Here is an 18544-nt window from a genome sequence, read left to right as displayed (position 1 = left end):
CTCATTTTTTATTGGCCGTTTTTGTTCGTATTTCAGCGACAGTGGAAGCGCTGACGGGGGAGGCACCGTTGCCGAACCGTTTGCGGGTATAGGTCAAAATGGAGGCGATGGCATGGTCGTCTAAGTGATCGTTGCGGGGCATGAGGCCATTGTAGGTTTTTCCCACTACGGTGATATCGCCATTACGTCCGTTCAGAACTATGTCGATCAAACGGTTCTCATCACCCGCCACCCATTCGGAGCCGTAGAGCGGGGGGAACCGGTTGTTGTCGCCCTTCCCGTCACCTTGGTGGCAGGCGGCGCAGTAGGTGTCGTAGAGAATCCGGCCTGCATAAGTGTCACCCTTTTGTAGAATATCTTTTTTTTCATCAGGCGTTTTTATATAGGTCTGTGTGGTTTTTCTTTTTTCCATGGATACCAGTTGGTCCTTGCCGAAATCCGTTCTGTCGCCCTTGTACATGATCCGCCAGATTCTTCCGTGGTTCGATTCACTGACGTACAGGGAACCATCGGGACCGGTGGACAGGCCCATCGGCCGGTAAACGGCATCACTGGTATTGGCAACGGTATCGACCCGGGCAAAACCATCGGCAAATACCTCGTACTCGCCTGTGGCCTTCCCTTTGTCATCAAAGGGAACAAAACAAATTATGTAACCGGCCTGCGGATAGGGCGCCCGGTCCGTAGAGCCATGGAGGGCCACAAAGGCCCCTTTGTTGTACCTTTCGGGGAATTGATCGCCGTGGTAGAACATCACGTCCATCGGGGCCCAATGGCCGGGAAACCCGATAACGGGATTGTCGAATTCACTTGCCCTGCCCACTTTTTTTCCGTCACCGCCGTAACCGGGCTGTAGCACATTTTTCCCTTGTATTTGATCGTAATAGGCGTAGGGCCAACCATAATCCGTTCCTTCGGCCACTTTCATCAACGTCTCCGAAGGGAGCACGGCCGCTTGCCATTGTGTAAATAAGTCCGGGAAAACGGTGTGGAAATTGTCTATCCCGTTCCCTACCGCATAGAGATTATTGTCCTTGGGGTTCCATTCCATTCCGACAATACTTCGGATGCCGGTAGCGTATTTTTTCCCGTCCGCTTGGGTCAGACCAAGTCTATCGGCGGGAAACCTCCAGATTCCCGCATGGGTCTCCAACTCGGGACAGGGATCCAGTCCGTGACCGCCAGGGATGCCGACTGGACCGTATTTTTCCATATCCTGGCAGGCGTCAGAAGCCGCGCCGAAAGGAACGTACATGTTCCCTTGTTCGTCAAAGGCCAAGGGTTTGGTAGTATGCCAATTCGTATCGACTTTGGGATCTTTGTCGGTAAGTACGATCTCTGTCTTCCCGCTCGGCACCAATTCGCCCTCGTTCAACCTGTTCCTGTAAACCATTTTTCTGGAACTGACATACAGATACCCATCGTGCAGGGTTATTCCAGTGGCGCTCTTGCCCTCGTCCGGATAGTCCCCAAAACGGACTATGCTGTCAGCCTTGCCATCCCCGTCCCTGTCGCGGAGCGCGATAGTGCCCTCTCCGTCATCCGCGAACATAAGTTGGGCATAGATATCGCCGTTGCCGTTCACTGCAATATGTCTTGTCTTTCCAAGGCTATCCGTTACCGTCAATGCCTCGAAACCACCGGGAAGGAAAAGCCCCCCGTTGTCCGGGTCGCTCGGCGGCAATTCCACATTTGGTTCACAGCTACAGAGAAGCAGGACAACTAAAAAAATATTTACAACAGTGGAACCGTTAGAAGAATTGAGGGAAACCGATTTGAACCATGCTTTCATTTTATGCTCCTTTTTTTATAATTTAAAGCGTCTTGGCATTTAATTTCTTACAAAATCCTGGGCCGCCAGACCATTAAGGTCCCAAACCACCTTGCCTTCCCGAACGGTGAGCGCGGCCTCGAGTTTTTGATTTCCGGTGATGCGTTTTCCACCTGCATCCACGAAACCGAATTTACCTGTTTCCAGGTTTAATAGAGCGATATCTGCAACGGCGCCTACATCGAGATTGCCCAAGTCTGCCCGTTTAATGGCCTGGGCAGGCTTCCAACTTCCTCTCAATACTACTTCTTTTAAGGGCATGCCCATGGTCAGAAATTTGGACATCACATTCAGCATATTCTTCATGCCGGCGTTCATACTGAAACGGTGCAGGTCGGTACCAAAAGAATTCGGCCAAAGCCCCTGTTCGAAAGCGGGGACCGCCTGATCGAACCAAAAACCGGCCCCGCCATGCCCTACATCGAAAAGAATGCCCCTGTCCTTCGCCTTGAGGACAAAAGGCCTCAGTTTTCCGTTTTCATCCACCACAGGCATTCGCTCGTCGATGTTTTCAAAGGAATGGGTGATGATATCGCCCGGCCGCATATGGTTTAACTGGTCTTCAAGGGAATATTCCGGCAGGTGGCATTCCACAAATAGCGGTCTATCCGTTTTCGCAGCGGCATCGACAGCCCTATCGAACGGGGCCCAGGATTCCCCGTCAAAATGGCCAATTTTAACACCAACGATTATATCGGGGTATTCCCGGATGGTTTTGTCCGTTTTTTGAACGTCCATTTCATCGAGGTCGTGCTTTGCCGCCTCGATTTTCGAAAGGGTGGTTTCGGTACCGCTGATTCCGTCAGCGGCGATGTTCAAAAAAGCCAAGACCCGTGTTTTGGACTGGTCGATTACCTGTTCCTTGAATTTGGGGAAATTCCGCCAGCCGGAAGTTCCGGCGTCCACTACGGTCGTGACCCCCGCTTTGAAGCTGAAGTCATCGGGGGATACGCTGTTGACCCCGTCCGCAAATTTACCGGCCTTGGGCCCCACGAACACATGGGTATGGATGTCGATAAGGCCAGGGCATACGTAAAGGCCAGTGGCGTCAATCGTTGTTTTTACGTTTTCTTCCGCTAGATCCTTTCCTACAGCCGCTATTTTCCCGTCTGCTATGGCCACGTCCATAATCCCGTCGATATTGTTTTTCGGGTCAAGCACGTGCCCGTTCTTGATAAGGATATCAATTTCCTGACTGTGTACGACTAGTGATAGGAAAATCAAGAAAATACTGGGTATACTATTTTTTATCATCTTAACAATTTTTAAAGACGGTTTTGGCTACCCATTTATTTAAAATCCTCGGCCGCCCGTCCGTTCAGGTCCCACATCACCTTCCCGGCACGGATGGTAATTTCGGCCTCCAATTTCCGTTTTCCCGGGAGTCTTTTGCCACGGATGTCGAGAAAGCCGAAATCGCCTTCCCGGAGTCCGAGAACCGCCACATCCGCCTCTGTACCCACGCTCAAATTTCCGAGATCGGGCCTGTCGATTACCTGGGCCGGGGCCCATGTCGCACGTGAAATAACCTCTTTAAGGGTAAAGCCCATGGCCATAAATTTCGACATCACATTGCTAAGATCTTTCATACCGCCGTTCATGCTTTGGGTATGCAGGTCGGTACTGATGACATCGGCCTTGAACCCCTGCTGCGTCGCCGGTACGGCCTGTCGCCATGAAAAGGCGCCCCCTCCGTGCCCGGTATCGAAAACGATGCCCCTTTTCTGTGCCTCGAACACAAAGGGCTTTACCTTTCCGTTTTCATCGACAATGGTTTCGCGCTCATTGGGGCCGTACGAATAGGTATGCGTGAACATGTCGCCCGGACGGAGGTGCTCCATAAAAAGGGACTCGATGGAATTCGGGGGGTCGTGCTCGCCGAAATCCACCATGACGGGCACTTTTGCCATTTTGCCAGCTTCCACGGCGCGGTCCACCTGGGTGAAATCGCCCCAGTAGTGTGATGACTTGATGCCCACAAGGATATCCGGATACAGCTTGGTGATCATATTGGAGGTCATCACCGGGTTCATATCGGTTACGTCCTGTTCCTCGAACCGACTGTGCATGCCCTTGCCTACGATGTTCAACAGTGCCAACACCCTCGTCTTGGCTTTGTCGATGGTTTGCTCCTTGAAAAGGGGGAAGTTGCGCCATCCGGAAGAGCCCGCGTCCACCACGGTGGTCACCCCGGAGCGGAACGTGAAGCCATCGGGCATTACGCTTGTGGCCCCGTTGGCGATATAGGCCCCCGGGTCGTTGCCCATAAAGACATGTACGTGCATGTCGATAAGTCCCGGGGCAACGTAGAGGCCCGACACGTCGATAATCTTAACAGCCCTTTCCCTGGGGATATTTGCCGCCACCTCGGCTATTCTGCCGTCGGAGATGCCCACGTCCATTAGCTTGTCGATGTTGTTTTTCGGGTCGATCAGATGTCCGCCCTTGAGCAGTATATCTAGTTTTTGGGCCTGCAGATCCATCAATGAAAACAGTAAGAACAAGAGTATGGCAAACCGTGTGCGCATTAGTTCATTTAAGTGATGCATGATATAGGTTTATTTTTCGTTCCTTAATTAGGGATTGTCAAGTCGCCAACGGAGGTCCGCCCGGAACTACGATGCGCTCATTCCCCTGCCTGTATGCCGAACGTTTTGCTGTGAACTTGGCGGTAAGGTATTCCCCCAAAAAGACCGATCCCGCCAATGTATCTCCGGAAAGTTTACCGGAAAACCAATAGGTAATGCCATCACCGGGGGCCCTGTACCGGCTCCTGAGCTTCACCTCGTCACCTTCCGCCATACCGGCGATCTCTTGGGTTGAAAAATCGCTTTGGTGGCTGCCCTTGACCCAGTTGCCGTCCTGCTCCAAAAAGAATTTGTGTTCGCTCTTGCTGGTGAAAAAATCCATTTCCACGTCCCAGCGGCCGCTTACATTCCCCTTGGCCGGGGCCATTTCATCGGAGCTGGGGCTACGCTTCTGCGAAAGGATGCCGAAAAGCCGGTCCGCTACGACCTTTGCGTTTCCGGGCCGCATTTGGCTGGGCGTTATGTTGATGGATGTCCCGTTTTCCGCCGTCCGCGCCCCTATGGCGATCCTGGGTTTTTTCCGCGCCGTTTCCTCCGCCACTTCCTCCCCGGTAATGTGCAGTGTGTCGGGATCCCATTTGATGTGCAGTACGGGGGCGCGGTTCGAGAGCCCTTCGGGTTTTGTGACCTCGGTGGTTATCCCATCGACCTTCTTTACCTTGGCCGCTATCTCGTCGAGCCAAGAGAGCCAAGTGTTCCACTCCGCTTGATGGTCCCGGGTCGTCCAGGCCTCGACGGCCGCCAGCATGCCCAGCATTTCCTCCTTGCCCACCTTGTTGTCGCGACCGGGGCCGTGGTGGGGGGAGCTGGCCTGCCATGCCGCCATGAGCAGGTCCTTGTCCCCTAACAGCACGCCGGCACATTGGGGGCCGCAGATAGCCTTTCCGCCACTGTACGCCACAACGGTGGCGCCCCGCTCCAAATGAACGCAGGGAATAGTAAGGTCTTCCGCGGCGGCATCCACCAGCACGGGCACGTTCCTGGCTTTTGCTATCTTTACGATCACCTCTAGGGAAAGTGGTTGTCCGGTTGCCGAATCGGTATCGGAATTGACATAGATCATGGCCGTACGCGGGTTTATCGCCTGTTCGAGCTCCTCGGGGGAGTCGACATCGATCATGGTGACGCCGATATTACGGATGGCATGGTCGTACACGTTACGGGAATATCGGGGCGCTATCACCTCGGTCTTCTCCAGTCCCGAAAGGTTCGGTATCCTAACGAGCTTCTCGGGGTTCCCGCCGGCCACGCAGGCGGCGGTCACGAGCTTGAGGCCTGCGGCGCACCCCGAGGACACTATGCCCCACGGGGCCTTGGTGAGTTCCGCGAGGCGCTTGCCGATGCCGAAGGCCAGTTCGTCGTACTGCACGAAATAGCCGGACGCCGCCTCTATGGCCTCCAGCACTTCGGGCCGCTCCGTGGAGCCCCCGAGGATGGTGAACGTGCCCCTACAGTTGATGATCGTCTCGACGCCGATGGCATTGAAAATGGACTGGTCGCCCAAAGGTGTGCCGGGACCGATCGGCGAAGATTCCTTGAAGGGGCCGCCGAACATGGATTCGGTCGCCAAAAAACTGCCGGCGATCGGAAAGACCCCGAGCTGTTTTATGATTTCTCTGCGCTTCATGATGTATGTGTTTTGTTACTGTTTCTATTTGTAATACATATGTTTATGGTTCATAAGAAATAAAAAAAAAAAATTCATCTTTATAAATTCTATATGTTGATTTTATCAGGTGTAACTCGCCTTTAAATTTTTTGCTTGGTATTCAAATGGCTGGGTATTATTTCATAGTAGCCTTTCTTTCATCAAACCTTATTATTTCTCCTAAATTTTAGTAAATTTTGACTTTGTAGGGTATTGCAATTTATAAAAAAAAAGGTTAAATAATATAAATAACTTATTTATTGCTATTTTTTATCTTCTGAAACTTTTGTACTGTTAGTATTTAAAGAATGAATTTCATCAAACTACAAATTGATCAATTAGTTTAAGATTGGTGTCTACATTTACCTTGACACTTTATCCTCTTATATTTCGAAGGCCAACAGCGGGGTGGTTAAAAAATTGCTACTTCAACCCAAACAAATTCAATTTGTCTTCCAAACATGCATAGCAGGCTTTGCTGTGTGGCACTGAAACTAATTTTTTCTTATGAAGATATTTTGAAGCCCGTAAGGAAAGCTACTAAACTGCGTTTGTAAAAAGGACTGCAAAATCATATCATGCAAACATCTCTATTTTGTATATATGCGAAATTATTCCAGGACTCCCAATAAATATATGAAAGATATCGAAAGAAAATATAATTTTAAAGAAAGGTTTCGTAAGTTTATATTTATTTGATTCAGTTCCCGTTCCCAGCCAACGGTGTTGAAAAATTCCGTTCTTACAGAGGGGAATATAATACAGCATTCTTGAAGCCCTACTATTATGATTGACCAGAGAGGTATATTTTCGTGACAGAATGGGCTAAAATCAAAAATAAGTAGGTAAAAAAGCGTTGTTTACAGTTTGAGAATAAGGTGATTAATTGAAATGCTGACCTTGTCGCCAACTTAATTAGCTCGACAATATTGTCAAAGGTTGCGTTCCCTTTTTGGGGCGAGAGTAAATGAACACTATTTACATAACATATATAAAAGGTATGAACAGAAAAAAATTTTTAAAATCCGGCATACTGACAGCTGCTGCCATGGGAGCTGCTCCATCTCTGATGTCATGGATTCCCAACTGCGTATCTGCCGGTGAATTGAAACAAAATCTAACTTGGACACCTAAGGGAGGCAAGACTCTAACACAGCTAGATACGAAAGTTGAAGAGTATTATGGCAATCCTGATGATGTGAGCGCTGTCGGGCGCGCCCGTAAAATGCAGGCATTGATTATGGAGCTTGCCATCAAGGCGAAGACTCGAAATGAAAACTTTCAGGTTGTTCCGCAAGACACTCTGCAATACGCCCATATAGATGGAAACGCAACTAATTCATATGATTGGAATGTTCTTAACTTGCTCGATGGCTGGGGAATTGAAAATTTCAGCACTACTACTGTAACCAGATTGGCAAACCTTTCTAAGGTTGGCATAAAGGGTACGGCGAACACTAATGGAAGTACCGTGCAAGTTGTTGCTGATAACCAGAAAATTGCTGCCGATAATAATATTCTCTGGCACCCGCGTTTAAGTGCAGAAGTATATCAATCACCAGGGATAGGAAATCCCGGTTACAAGCCCATATATTCGCCTCCCTCTAACAGTTACAATATAATTCATGATCCAATACCTGCCGGTGTAGCGAACACATTGAACAGCAACAACATTAACAGTATGTCTGATGCGAAAAACTATCTGTACATGATAAGCACCGGTAAATACTCGAATTGGCCGGACTGGGAAACTAATCCCGGCAATCGTCTCGATATCTCCACCAATGCCGGCTATTTGGTTCCTTTCTCCGGAGGACGGTTTCAACCTACCGGTCCTGCGGAGGTAGTTGCTCAAGCGATTGCAGACCACGGGACGGAATGGGACTTTTTTTGGGTGGCGAAAGGCTACGCTCCAAATGAGGGCAGGAAGGCGTATATTGAGGAACTAGCGGCCTCAGAGTGGGATGTATTTTATATTGACGCGCATTTCAACATGAGTTCTCTTACCAAGGAAGAGGTTGAAACCCTTAAATGGAAACCCCAGGGCGGCAGACGGCAAGTTATCGCATATTTGAGTATCGGTACGACAGAATTATACCGGTGGTATGCCGATCCAGTCATGGTTAATCCTAACACAGGATCTTTCCTTCATGGCACTGTTGAAAATGGCACATTTATTCCTGCCCGCGAAAGATTTGGGGATGATGACATACCAAACTGGATGCTATGGTCGGCTTACTCCGGACAATACGCTGATGAAGCCACCCCAATTTGGTGGCATCCTATGTGGCGGGACATTATTGTTAGAGGCGGCAGCCCGTTTAAAAATCCTAGATATGATCATTCCTTGTTCCCTGATGGTAGATCATCCATAGACAAGATTGTCGACATGGGCTTTGATGGAGTGTATTTAGATAACGTAAGCAGAGCTACCTCTTCCGTTGCTAACTGGACTGCGTTGCAGGCCTATAATAATGCAAATCCCAAGTGGTATTTAGAACCTTAGGTAAGGTATTTTTCGAACAAAAGCCTAGCTATTTTCATCAACTATTAAATCCTATGAAGACCAAAATTAAATTTCTTGTTTTTTGTTTGATTGTCGGCGTTGGTAACGCCCAGGACAATCTGGTGCCACAGCATCTTAACTTTACTGAGTTTGTGGGAGACGTTCCGAATCCGGACAGGGGCTTTTACAGACCCGAATCATATGTGATTCCGGTAGACGGTGAAACTCCAAGTTTTCCTGAATTAAGAACCATTATAAGTGGTACTACGGTTTCTGTTGATGCTCGCATCGTTTATATGGAATTTGACCTGAAAAACTTTTCGTCGAATGCCCCCCTCAACGGCAAACCCATAGGACCTTGGAGTGCTGATGGGGATGTGCCGCCAGATTATGGAACAACCCAAGCTTTAACACCCGCTGCGCTTGATTATATAAGGGATGCGCTTCAAAGAGTACGAAATAGCGAAGCTGTTGCCATTGTGAAATTTAATTATGACGGACGCGGCCACACCTGGATTGCCAATGAAAAGTTTGACCAGGTCATTCATGATTGCGAACCGGGGGCGAAAAAAGGTCGTGGTTGGTATGATTCCGGGGTTATCAATGAATCTGATTTATGTGGAATACCTGGCCATGAGGATAAAAATTGGATACAATACCATCTTTGGCAGCTTCATAGTGTATTTGGCGAATTCGAAGATTGCATAATGACTGTTAAAGCGGGTATCTTCGGCCCGTGGGGCGAAATGCACTCGTCATCATATGCCCGAACTGCGGAGGGTTACCACTGGCTTTTGGAAGCCTTGCTCGACTATGTTCCCGCCTCGCGTTCAATTTTAGTACATGCGGGCGGAGTCATGGCATGGCATAACGTTGAGTATGATACCGATTATAGCTTTACCAATTTGATGCCTGCCCCGGCTCGCGGAACACCGGCGCAACGTTTCGGCATGTTCAACGATAGTTATTCCGCAAGTATTACCGACAATGGTTCTCTTTCGGAAGGTTCTGCATTAATTGGAAATGGTGATCAAAGTGACTATGATCGTAACGCTGCTTTAACTTGGATAAGAAATCAAAATAACTTCTATGGCGGGGAAACAGTTGGGCCCGGTTCTGACGATAATATCTACCCCAGATTTCCGAACGTTCTTTATGAAGCAGCGTATGCCCAAACAACTCATTTGAACACCAGTTATAGCCAACGTACTTATAAACTTTGGGACGATTTTGTTTATAATGAAGAAAATGTCACCGCCCCGTTTACGCCCCCACACGATGGAGTGACTCGAACGGCGATCTTCGACCCGCTATACAACGGAAAAAACGGAATGGAATATATGCGTGACAGACTAGGCTACCGATTAGTGTTGCGTGAGGCTAATGCAAGTAAATTTGTGGATCAGAATGGCACCCTGAGGTTCGAAGGAAAAATCCAAAATGTTGGTTTTGGCAATGTAGTCAACAAGAAAAACGTGTCGATAATCCTGAAAGCTAAAGATAGTTCTAACACTTACAGGGCACTTACGAACCTTGATCCAAGGGATTGGCGGCCTGATTTAGACAGCAGGGCAGACAATACCGCTGCATGGCGTGATTTAAACTTCTCAGTAGAAATGGGCGCATTTGGCAAGGTACCTCGTGGTGACTATGACCTTTACTTGAAGATCAATGACCCTAAGGAGTTTAGCGCTACTAAGCGTTGTATACGGTTTGCCAATCACGATATTTGGAATGCTTCCCTTAGTGCAAACTTAATTGGTTCAACCACAGTTACCCCCTAGAGAAATAACTTGTATAGATTGAACCTATTCCGCTTTAATCTGCGCACATTTTCAAGCAGCCTTTCACTAATTTGATTCCCTCTTTTGTCCTTAGAAAAGTAGTAGTCAATAGGTAAGCTTGAAAGACTATTCCCACCAGAAAAACAAACGGTAGTCGCGAAGGTAAAAAGTATAGCTAAATGCTATTCCATTATATAAAATACTACCTCTTTTCACTTGAGTTCAAAATTAATTCTTAATACTACTTTTCGTACTTAAATAGGTACGAAACAACATTCATACATCATCCACCAACAGAAGAGAACGAAATATTTAAGAAAAGTATTTGAAATATTATGATAAGGTTTTGAAAGTTTATAAATATTTGTTAACTTCGTTTTAACGATTTTGTTCAACCTAACTCAATCCATATGACGTCGAGAACCATTATTGCGCCTTTTATCCTATTTTTATTTTTAGCCTTTGTATCCTTTGGGTATGCACAACAACGAACCGTGTCAGGACAAGTAACAACTAATGGGGAACTGTTACCTGGGGTCAACGTTGTGGAAAAAGGAACAACAAATGGCGTATCCACTGATTTTGACGGCAACTATACTATTGATGTTGGAAATCAGAATGCGGTTTTAGTTTTTTCCTATTTGGGTTTCGAATCCCAAGAAGCCCCCGTCGGAAACCGGTCAACTATTGACGTTAGTATGGAAGAGAGCAATAGTGCTTTGGATGAAGTCGTGGTAGTAGGTTATGGAACCCAAAGGAAAAGGGATGTAGTAGGCGCTATTTCCTCCGTGAAAACCGAAGAGCTTGTTCTCTCGTCTACCGCCTCTATAGGTCAGGTACTTCAAGGGAAAGTGGCTGGGCTACAAGTTACCCAGAACAGCGCCCAGCCGGGAGGGGGGTTGAATTTTCTGATTCGAGGAGCTGCCTCGATAAATGCGAGCAATCAACCTTTGATCGTAGTTGACGGTTTTCCCATTACTGATTTTCAACAGCCCGAAAGCGGCAATCAATACGAGGGAGGTACCCAAAATATTTTAAATTCCTTCAACCCTAACGATATCGATGACATACAAGTATTGAAGGATGCCAGTTCCACTTCAATATATGGTGCAAGGGCGGCCAATGGGGTAATTTTAATTACCACAAAGAAAGGGGTGGCAGGAAAAATTCAAATTGATTATTCATCTTCTCTATCCTTACAAGACTATAACGACGCATTTGATGTCTTAAAACTCAAAGAATGGATGGAGGTAAGCAATGAATCTGCCTGGGAAAACTGGAGCTCGTCCAATCGAATTGTTCCCTATGGGAAAAGAAGCCTTGATGAGGCCATAGCGGACCCTGTCAATGGGGTTCCGTTTAGGAGGGTGTTTTCCGATAATGAAATTAGGAACCCGAGATTCCCCGGTACAGATTGGTTAAGTCTAACCACTCGCGATGGATTCATTCAGCAGCATAATCTATCGGTTAGGGGCGGTAACGAATCCACAAAATATTTTTTGTCCGGAAACCTATTTACTCATAAGGGGGTGCTTCGGAATTCCGAAATGGATAGGTCTTCCTTGCGTTTTAATCTGGATCAAAAAATTAATAAGTATATCAGTTTTGGGCTTAATCTGACCAAGAGCAGGATTAACAACCAAAACACCTCCATAGGGGATGAAGGGTTTGAAAAATCCGGGATTATTAGAGCGTCAATTCAGCAATCCCCATATGTGGAGGCAATCGATGAATTTGGAAACTATCCCATAAATCCAAAGGCAGGTAAGCAACCAAACCCTTTTTCTCTTTTGAACATTGCCGATGAGGGGGTCATCGATCGAACGCTTACCAATTTTTATGTAGAGCTAAAACCTATTAAAGGCTTAACGGCAAGAGTTCAGGCGGGTATAGACCAAGGTAATACAAGTAGAAATACCTATATTCCGAAAACTGTTTTGGAAGGGGCCGTAAAGAATGGGCAGGCATCGATAGCAGATGAACGCAAAAATGATAAACTCCTCGATATAACCCTCAATTACACTGCTACTTTAAATGAAAATCACAATCTTACACTATTGGCAGGGTATTCTACCCAAAACTTCGAATCACAGGGCTCCAATTTAGGAAACAATGGCTTTCTTACTGATGCTTTTTTGTGGAATAATATTAACTCGGGTGCTGGCACCAAGGTGGTGGGATCGTTTAAATCACAAAATAAATTTGTATCTTATTTTAGTAGATTAAATTATGTTTATAAAGATAGATACATATTGACCTCGACCGTTCGTCGAGATGGGGCCAGTGTGTTTGCGGAAAATAATAAATATGCTTTATTTCCCTCTTTTGCAATCGGTTGGGATATTGCAGAAGAACCTTTTATGGAGAATGTGAAGGATAAGGTCTCCCAATTGAAATTTAGGTTCGGATATGGTTCTACCGGAAATGCAGATATTGGCGGCAATGCTTTTGCTGCCTATTATGCCCAACCAGCCTATTTAAATCCTGATGAATCGCTTTTGATAGGTGTTTTTGCAAATCGTTTGGCTAATCCCGATTTAAAATGGGAAACTACGACCGAACGAAATTTTGGACTGGATTTTGAATTGTATAGGGGAAGAGTGTCAGGATCTGTAGAGGTCTACAATAAAGACGTTACGGATCTTTTGAGCTTAAAGCCCATCAATTCCTATAATGAAATAAATGTAGTTTGGGCCAATATTGGGGCAACACAGAGCAAAGGGGTAGAGGTTACCCTAAATACCTATAATATAGATACGGAAAACTTTAAATGGAGAAGCATCCTTACCTATTCAAAATACGAAGACAGGTGGAAGGAAAGGGCACCTGATTGGAAACCTTCTATTTTCGAAAGTGTAGAAGATCCTATTCGTCCACAATTTAGCTACTTATCCGATGGAATTATGCAGATTGGGGAAACCGTCCCGGCGCAACCACTGCTTATTCCAGGAGGTATCAAAATCAAGGATGTAGATGGTTTTGCCAAGGATGCTGAGGGAAATCCAATAACGGATGAAAATAGCAGGTTTGTAAAGGCGGGCGCGCCGGATGGTATTATAGATCAAGCGGATATTGTACTACTTGGATCGTCAGATCCCGATTTTCTGGCAGGTTTTAGTAATATTATCACTTATAAAAATTTGGAGCTGAATTTTCATTTTAACGGAATGTTCGGGCGCAGAATCGAGAACCAGACCGATTTAACCTATGGGGTCGGTATTGGTGATGTGGCAACAAGCGGAACCAATGTACTACGAAGTGTATATGGCAGATGGACCCCTACGAATCCCTCTACGACCAGACCCTCCTCCGCTGGCGGAGGCGAAGACGGTGCAGGAGATTTCTGGTTACAGGATGCTTGGTTTATCCGTCTTCAATATGCCTCCCTTTCTTATAAATTGCCTAAAAAATGGTTTGGGGGGGTATTGAGAGGTGGTGCCTTAAGATTGGATGCCAATAACCTTTTTACGATCACCCCGTATGACGGTGTTGATCCAGAAACAGACAATCTAGTTGCGGCTTACCCTAACGTAAGCACGTATACCGTAGGTATTGACCTCAAATTTTAATTAAAAAAAAAGGAAATTATGAAAAATGTAAAGTTTGGCCTGATAGCGATGCTGTTGATGCTATCCTCTGGCTGCAATCCCGATCTTGAGCCCGTTAGCTATGACGAAATCAATCCGAGTATCTTCCCTACTTCCGAAAGTGATGTGGAAGCTCTCGTGGCGGCCGCTTACTATCCTTTAAGAGGATCTTGGTGGGATGGCATCCATACAACATCGGAAAACGGGCTCGCTTTTACCTTGGATTCATCTACAGAAATTCTTATGGGAGAATATGGCATTCAGGAAGCTGGAACCTATCACAGTTGGACACCCGACGAGGAAGGGGCGACACGGCCCTATGATATGTTCTATAATAAGATAAGCAGTATGACCCTCAGCATCGATAGAATTGAAAAATCTGAAGCCATAGAATCCGTAAAAAAATTGGCTATTGCAGAAATTAAATGTGCAAGAGGTTTTCTTGCGTACGAGCTATTCGACATGTATGGTCCGATAGTGGTAGCCCCTCTAGAAGTTCTGCTCAACCCTTTGCAAGAAGAACCCTTGGCCCGGCTTCCTTATGATGAAATGGTAAATTTTATCGAACAAAATTTATTGGATGCCTCAAGAGACTTAAAAGGACCGGATAAAACACCCTATGGTAGGTTTAGCCAAGGAATGGCAAGAATGATTCTCATAAGGTTGTACCTGCACGAAAAGAGGTGGGCCGATGTAGAAACACAGGCCAATGCCATTATGGCCATGGGACATTACCAATTGGAGGAGGATTATGTAGGCCTTTGGGATCTGAATGGGGCTACGGATAGCAAAGAGGTCATCTTTTCAATTCCTTCCGACTATGCCGGAACAAGTGAAAATCAGTGGCAGCTCATGGTGCTACCTAGTAATTATCCTGATGGTGCGGGATGGGGTACCGTACAAAGTTCTTGGGCTTTCTACGATTCATTTGAACCCGATGATGTGCGGAAAACAAATCTGATAGCGGAGTATACCGGAACAGACGGCATCACTTATAACAGAGCCAATCCTGGTGATTTTATTCAATTGGGTCCCCTCGCCTTAAAAATTAATGCCGACGCTGATCGCGAAGGAGAATTCACCACGGTCGACATTATTCTATATAGATATGCAGATGTCTTATTATCTAAGGCTGAAGCCATCGCAAATTCGGATGGTGCCCCAAACCAAGAAGCAATAGACCTGGTGAACCAAATACGGACCAGAGCGAAAATAGCCCCTGTTGCCTTGGGAGACTATTCGGACTTGGAAAGTTTCAATACTTTAATCCTGTTAGAAAGGTCACATGAATATTGGTGCGAAAACGGACAATATCGTTCAGACTTGATACGCCATGGAAAATTTACGGAATATAACAAGGATTTGGTAGGACCTTTAAGCCAAAGCAACAAAAATAAAGAGGTTTTCCCCTTCTCATTTGAAAGGATAAATGAGGGTAAAGGAAAATTTTTGCAAAATCCCGGTTATACTAATTAATTATAAACCGAGTCACCTACGAGCGGTTATTGATACCTGTTTAGGTGTTCAAAAAACGTTACAACGTATAGGCCTCTTTTAAATAGTTCCCTATTTAAAAATTTGAAATATGAAAAAAATAAAGCTAATACTAAATTTTTTGATGGTGATTTTTCTTCTGATTGGATGTTCCAATGATGAAGAAGCGGACCCTGTTACCGGTGGCAACCCACTCGAAGCCGATTTTACGTTTACGAATGACGGAAGCACTTTTAAGTTTACCAACCAGTCGGAGAGTGGCAATACATATAGATGGGATTTTGGCGATTTAGGGTTTATATCCGAAGAAGAAAATCCGGAGCATACCTACCCCATCGGCGGACAGTTACTGGTTTCCTTAACCATTACTGACGAGAATGGGAATGAGGGCTTTGTTACAAAAACAATAACCGCCCCCGAAATAGTAATTATTGATATTGAAATAGATGGCGACTTTGATGATTGGGAAGATGTTGAAGTTATTGCGGAAAACACCACAGGGGACAGTGCAATTCAATTGATGAAAGTTTGGACGGTAGGCGAGAAAATAAGCTTTTATTTAGAAGGTAATGCCGATATGCTTTTAGAAATTTGCCAAATATATATGAACACGGACGCGGATGAAACTAGCGGGTTTTTAGATGATGGTGATTTTCCTGATTTTTCAGGTGCAGAACTTCTTTTCGAGGGTCCTCTTGTGAATGATAGTTGGGGAGAATTTTTTGCCCAGGACGCAGGGGAGTCCGGATGGTCATTTAATAACAGCGTGGCCGACGCATCAACTTTAAATGTATCCGCTATAGGCGATGCCCCGGGGGAGGGCATGAAAGCAGTTGAGTTCACTTTAGACAAATCAGCTCTGGGGCTCACAGGAGATTATTTGGGTGTGGGCTTTGTAGAGCTCACCGAAGGATATTCTACGGTCTCTACTATCCCCGGAGATGGTTCTTATGTACGTATTGATTTATAGTCGGCTCCTGCGGGTGCTACCACTAGTTGGAAACGCTATCTCTTATTCAGCAAGTGATTTACTTCTTTAAATCAAAAGAAAGGGGTACGAATATTTTTTTGGCGAAGCCTAAATAAATCCAAGAAAACCTTTTGTATACAAAGTTTTAGACCAAAGTTAACCGATTCCATTGTAGCGTTCCCGAAATTTTTAATGGCTAATAATATATCAGAGTCAAAGTAAAACAGTTTCTTCAAGGTAAAGAAAGAATCTAAACTTTAAAAAGAAAGGTTTTGTAAGTTTTATATTTTTCCTATCTTTGGATGCCTTAGGATTAATTATATGAAAACTTTTGATGTTTTGGTAGTAGGAGAGCTAAATGTGGATATCATTTTGGATGATATTCAAGGTTTTCCCAAAATTGGCAAAGAGATATTGGCCCATAATTTTAATCTAACCCTAGGCAGTAGTTCCGCTATTTTTGCCAGTAATCTGTGTGCTTTAGGCAGTACTGTAGCATTTATGGGGAAAATAGGTACTGATGATTTCGCGGTGACCGTAGAAAGTTCGCTCCGTCAAAAAAATGTGGACACGGGATTCATCCTAAAATCCGATACCTATAAGACTGGAGCGACCGTGGTCATGAATTATGATATGGACCGCGCGAATATTACCTTTCCCGGAGCTATGGAGCATCTAAAGGAGGAAGAGGTTACCGATGCCATCCTCAAAAGCGCGAAACACCTGCATCTTAGTTCCGTCTTTTTGCAAACGGCTTTAAAGAAAGATATCGTTCGGCTCTTTAAAAGAGCCAAAAATCTTGGACTTACCACCTCAATGGATCCGCAGTGGGACCCTCAAGAAACTTGGGACTTGGATTTAAGCCAACTCCTTCCGGTCATAGATGTATTCTTACCTAATGTTTTGGAATTTCAATTTTTGACGGATAGTGACAATATAGCTTCGGGTCTGAAAAAGATGTCTCCCATCGCAAATCATGTCGTTATCAAAGACGGTGAAAACGGAGCCCACTTGTGGAGCGACGGAGCAATGGTTTCAAAAACTGCCTATCGCAACGATACGGTAGTCGACTGTATCGGCGCCGGAGATAGTTTCGATGCGGGATTTATCCACAGATATATCCAAGGAAAACCTTTGACGGAATGTTTGGAGTTCGGTAACGTTACGGGTGCTATTAATACGACCGCATCCGGTGGAACCGCGGCCTTTAAGAACAGGGAATATATCGGCGCAATCGCCAAAAACCAATTTTCATACGACATCGAAAAATGATCAAATTACAGGAACAGCTCGCGAACAATAAAAAGAACGGCAAAGCGCTATTGGCCACCAATTTCTATAATTTTGAAACCCTTTCGGCCGTGTTGACCGCCGCACAAAGAACAAAGAGCGCCCTTATCTTACAGACCTCCGAGAGTTCCATAAAGTACCTGGGCCTTGAAGTGGCCAAGGGCATGGCGACCAGTGCTATCAAGCAATACGGGGTCACCGCTTGGTTGCATCTAGACCACGGGCAAGATGTTGATGTTGTTAAAGCCTGCATCGATGCGGGCTATGATTCCGTAATGATAGATGCGAGTGAAAAGCCATTGAAGGAGAATATAAAGATAACCAAGGAAATCGTCCGGTACGCCGAAAGCTATGCTATCAACGTCGAAGCGGAATTGGGCTATATCTCAAAATTGGGACAGGACCAGAAAATGATCTATACCCAGCCCGACGAGGCTAAACGCTTTGTAGAAGCGACAGGTATAAATGCTTTGGCAGTAGCGGTAGGCTCGGCCCATGGCTTTTATAATGAAACCCCCAAATTACAATTAGAGCTTATCAAGGAATTGAACGAAGCAGTCACCGCAGCTTTGGTATTGCATGGTAGTTCGGGTATTCCGGCAGATCAGATTCAGGCCTCCATCAAAAATGGGATCACTAAAATTAATTTGGCGACCGAAATAAAGAACTGCTTTATGACCAACCTGCAAGCGGTACTACAAAAAACGGACAATATAGATTTACGTGAGGTTTTTCCGAAAGCGACCGAAAAGACCACGGAGCTGGTCATGGAAAAACTAAATACCATTAATTTTAAATAAGCTCACGGATTCATTTGAAAAATCTATCATGAAAATGCAAAAAAAA

Annotated in this window: 12 protein-coding genes; 8 read left to right on the top strand and 4 right to left on the bottom strand. The window is 45.6% G+C overall.

Going from position 1 to position 18544, the window contains the following annotated elements:
• Position 1: 1 nt before the first annotated feature.
• The 4 genes from BLT07_RS18375 to BLT07_RS18360 are packed head-to-tail and all read right to left on the bottom strand — an operon-like array spanning position 2 to position 5788.
• A complete protein-coding gene (locus tag BLT07_RS18375) occupies positions 2 to 1792 on the bottom strand; it encodes a PQQ-dependent sugar dehydrogenase (protein ID WP_091873284.1) in 1791 nt (596 codons plus the stop codon).
• A 39-nt stretch (positions 1793 to 1831) separates the two neighbouring features.
• A complete protein-coding gene (locus BLT07_RS18370; protein ID WP_091873280.1) occupies positions 1832 to 3085 on the bottom strand; it encodes an amidohydrolase/deacetylase family metallohydrolase in 1254 nt (417 codons plus the stop codon).
• 35 nt (positions 3086 to 3120) lie between these two features.
• Entirely contained in the window at positions 3121 to 4359 is a 1239-nt protein-coding gene (locus tag BLT07_RS18365; RefSeq protein ID WP_091873276.1) for an amidohydrolase/deacetylase family metallohydrolase, read from the bottom strand.
• A gap of 58 nt (positions 4360 to 4417) precedes the next feature.
• The gene (locus BLT07_RS18360) at positions 4418 to 5788 is read right to left on the bottom strand and encodes an aminotransferase class V-fold PLP-dependent enzyme (RefSeq protein ID WP_262503261.1); all 1371 of its coding nucleotides are present in this window, start codon (positions 5786 to 5788) and stop codon (positions 4418 to 4420) included.
• A gap of 22 nt (positions 5789 to 5810) precedes the next feature.
• Between BLT07_RS18360 and BLT07_RS21235 the strand changes: the two genes are divergently transcribed.
• From BLT07_RS21235 to BLT07_RS18325, 8 genes are all read left to right on the top strand, one after another.
• Positions 5811 to 6080 carry a hypothetical protein gene (locus BLT07_RS21235; protein ID WP_217633344.1) on the top strand — a complete coding sequence of 90 codons (270 nt, stop codon included), beginning with the start codon at positions 5811 to 5813 and terminating at the stop codon, positions 6078 to 6080.
• Between the two features lie 987 nt (positions 6081 to 7067).
• Entirely contained in the window at positions 7068 to 8573 is a 1506-nt protein-coding gene (locus BLT07_RS18355) for a hypothetical protein (protein ID WP_139205166.1), read from the top strand.
• A 53-nt stretch (positions 8574 to 8626) separates the two neighbouring features.
• Positions 8627 to 10357 carry a DUF4832 domain-containing protein gene (locus BLT07_RS18350; protein ID WP_091873263.1) on the top strand — a complete coding sequence of 577 codons (1731 nt, stop codon included), beginning with the start codon at positions 8627 to 8629 and terminating at the stop codon, positions 10355 to 10357.
• Positions 10358 to 10767: 410 nt separating this feature from the next.
• Positions 10768 to 13926 carry a SusC/RagA family TonB-linked outer membrane protein gene (locus BLT07_RS18345; protein ID WP_091873259.1) on the top strand — a complete coding sequence of 1053 codons (3159 nt, stop codon included), beginning with the start codon at positions 10768 to 10770 and terminating at the stop codon, positions 13924 to 13926.
• Between the two features lie 18 nt (positions 13927 to 13944).
• Positions 13945 to 15420: a RagB/SusD family nutrient uptake outer membrane protein gene (locus BLT07_RS18340; RefSeq protein ID WP_091873255.1), complete on the top strand. Its 1476-nt coding sequence runs from the start codon at positions 13945 to 13947 to the stop codon at positions 15418 to 15420.
• Positions 15421 to 15529: 109 nt separating this feature from the next.
• A complete protein-coding gene (locus BLT07_RS18335; RefSeq protein ID WP_091873252.1) occupies positions 15530 to 16408 on the top strand; it encodes a PKD domain-containing protein in 879 nt (292 codons plus the stop codon).
• A gap of 321 nt (positions 16409 to 16729) precedes the next feature.
• Positions 16730 to 17680, top strand: coding sequence for a carbohydrate kinase family protein (locus BLT07_RS18330; protein WP_091873249.1), 951 nt, complete (start codon positions 16730 to 16732; stop codon positions 17678 to 17680).
• Positions 17677 to 18498 (top strand): class II fructose-bisphosphate aldolase, encoded by an 822-nt coding sequence (locus BLT07_RS18325; protein WP_245726598.1) that lies wholly within the window; start codon positions 17677 to 17679, stop codon positions 18496 to 18498. The genes BLT07_RS18330 and BLT07_RS18325 overlap by 4 nt, the downstream gene beginning before the upstream one ends.
• The last annotated feature ends 46 nt before the right edge of the window (positions 18499 to 18544 follow it).

Origin of the sequence: Pricia antarctica (assembly GCF_900101815.1) — a bacterium.
Taxonomy (GTDB): Bacteria; Bacteroidota; Bacteroidia; order Flavobacteriales; family Flavobacteriaceae; genus Pricia; species Pricia antarctica.
This window is presented reverse-complemented; position numbering and strand designations above follow the sequence as displayed.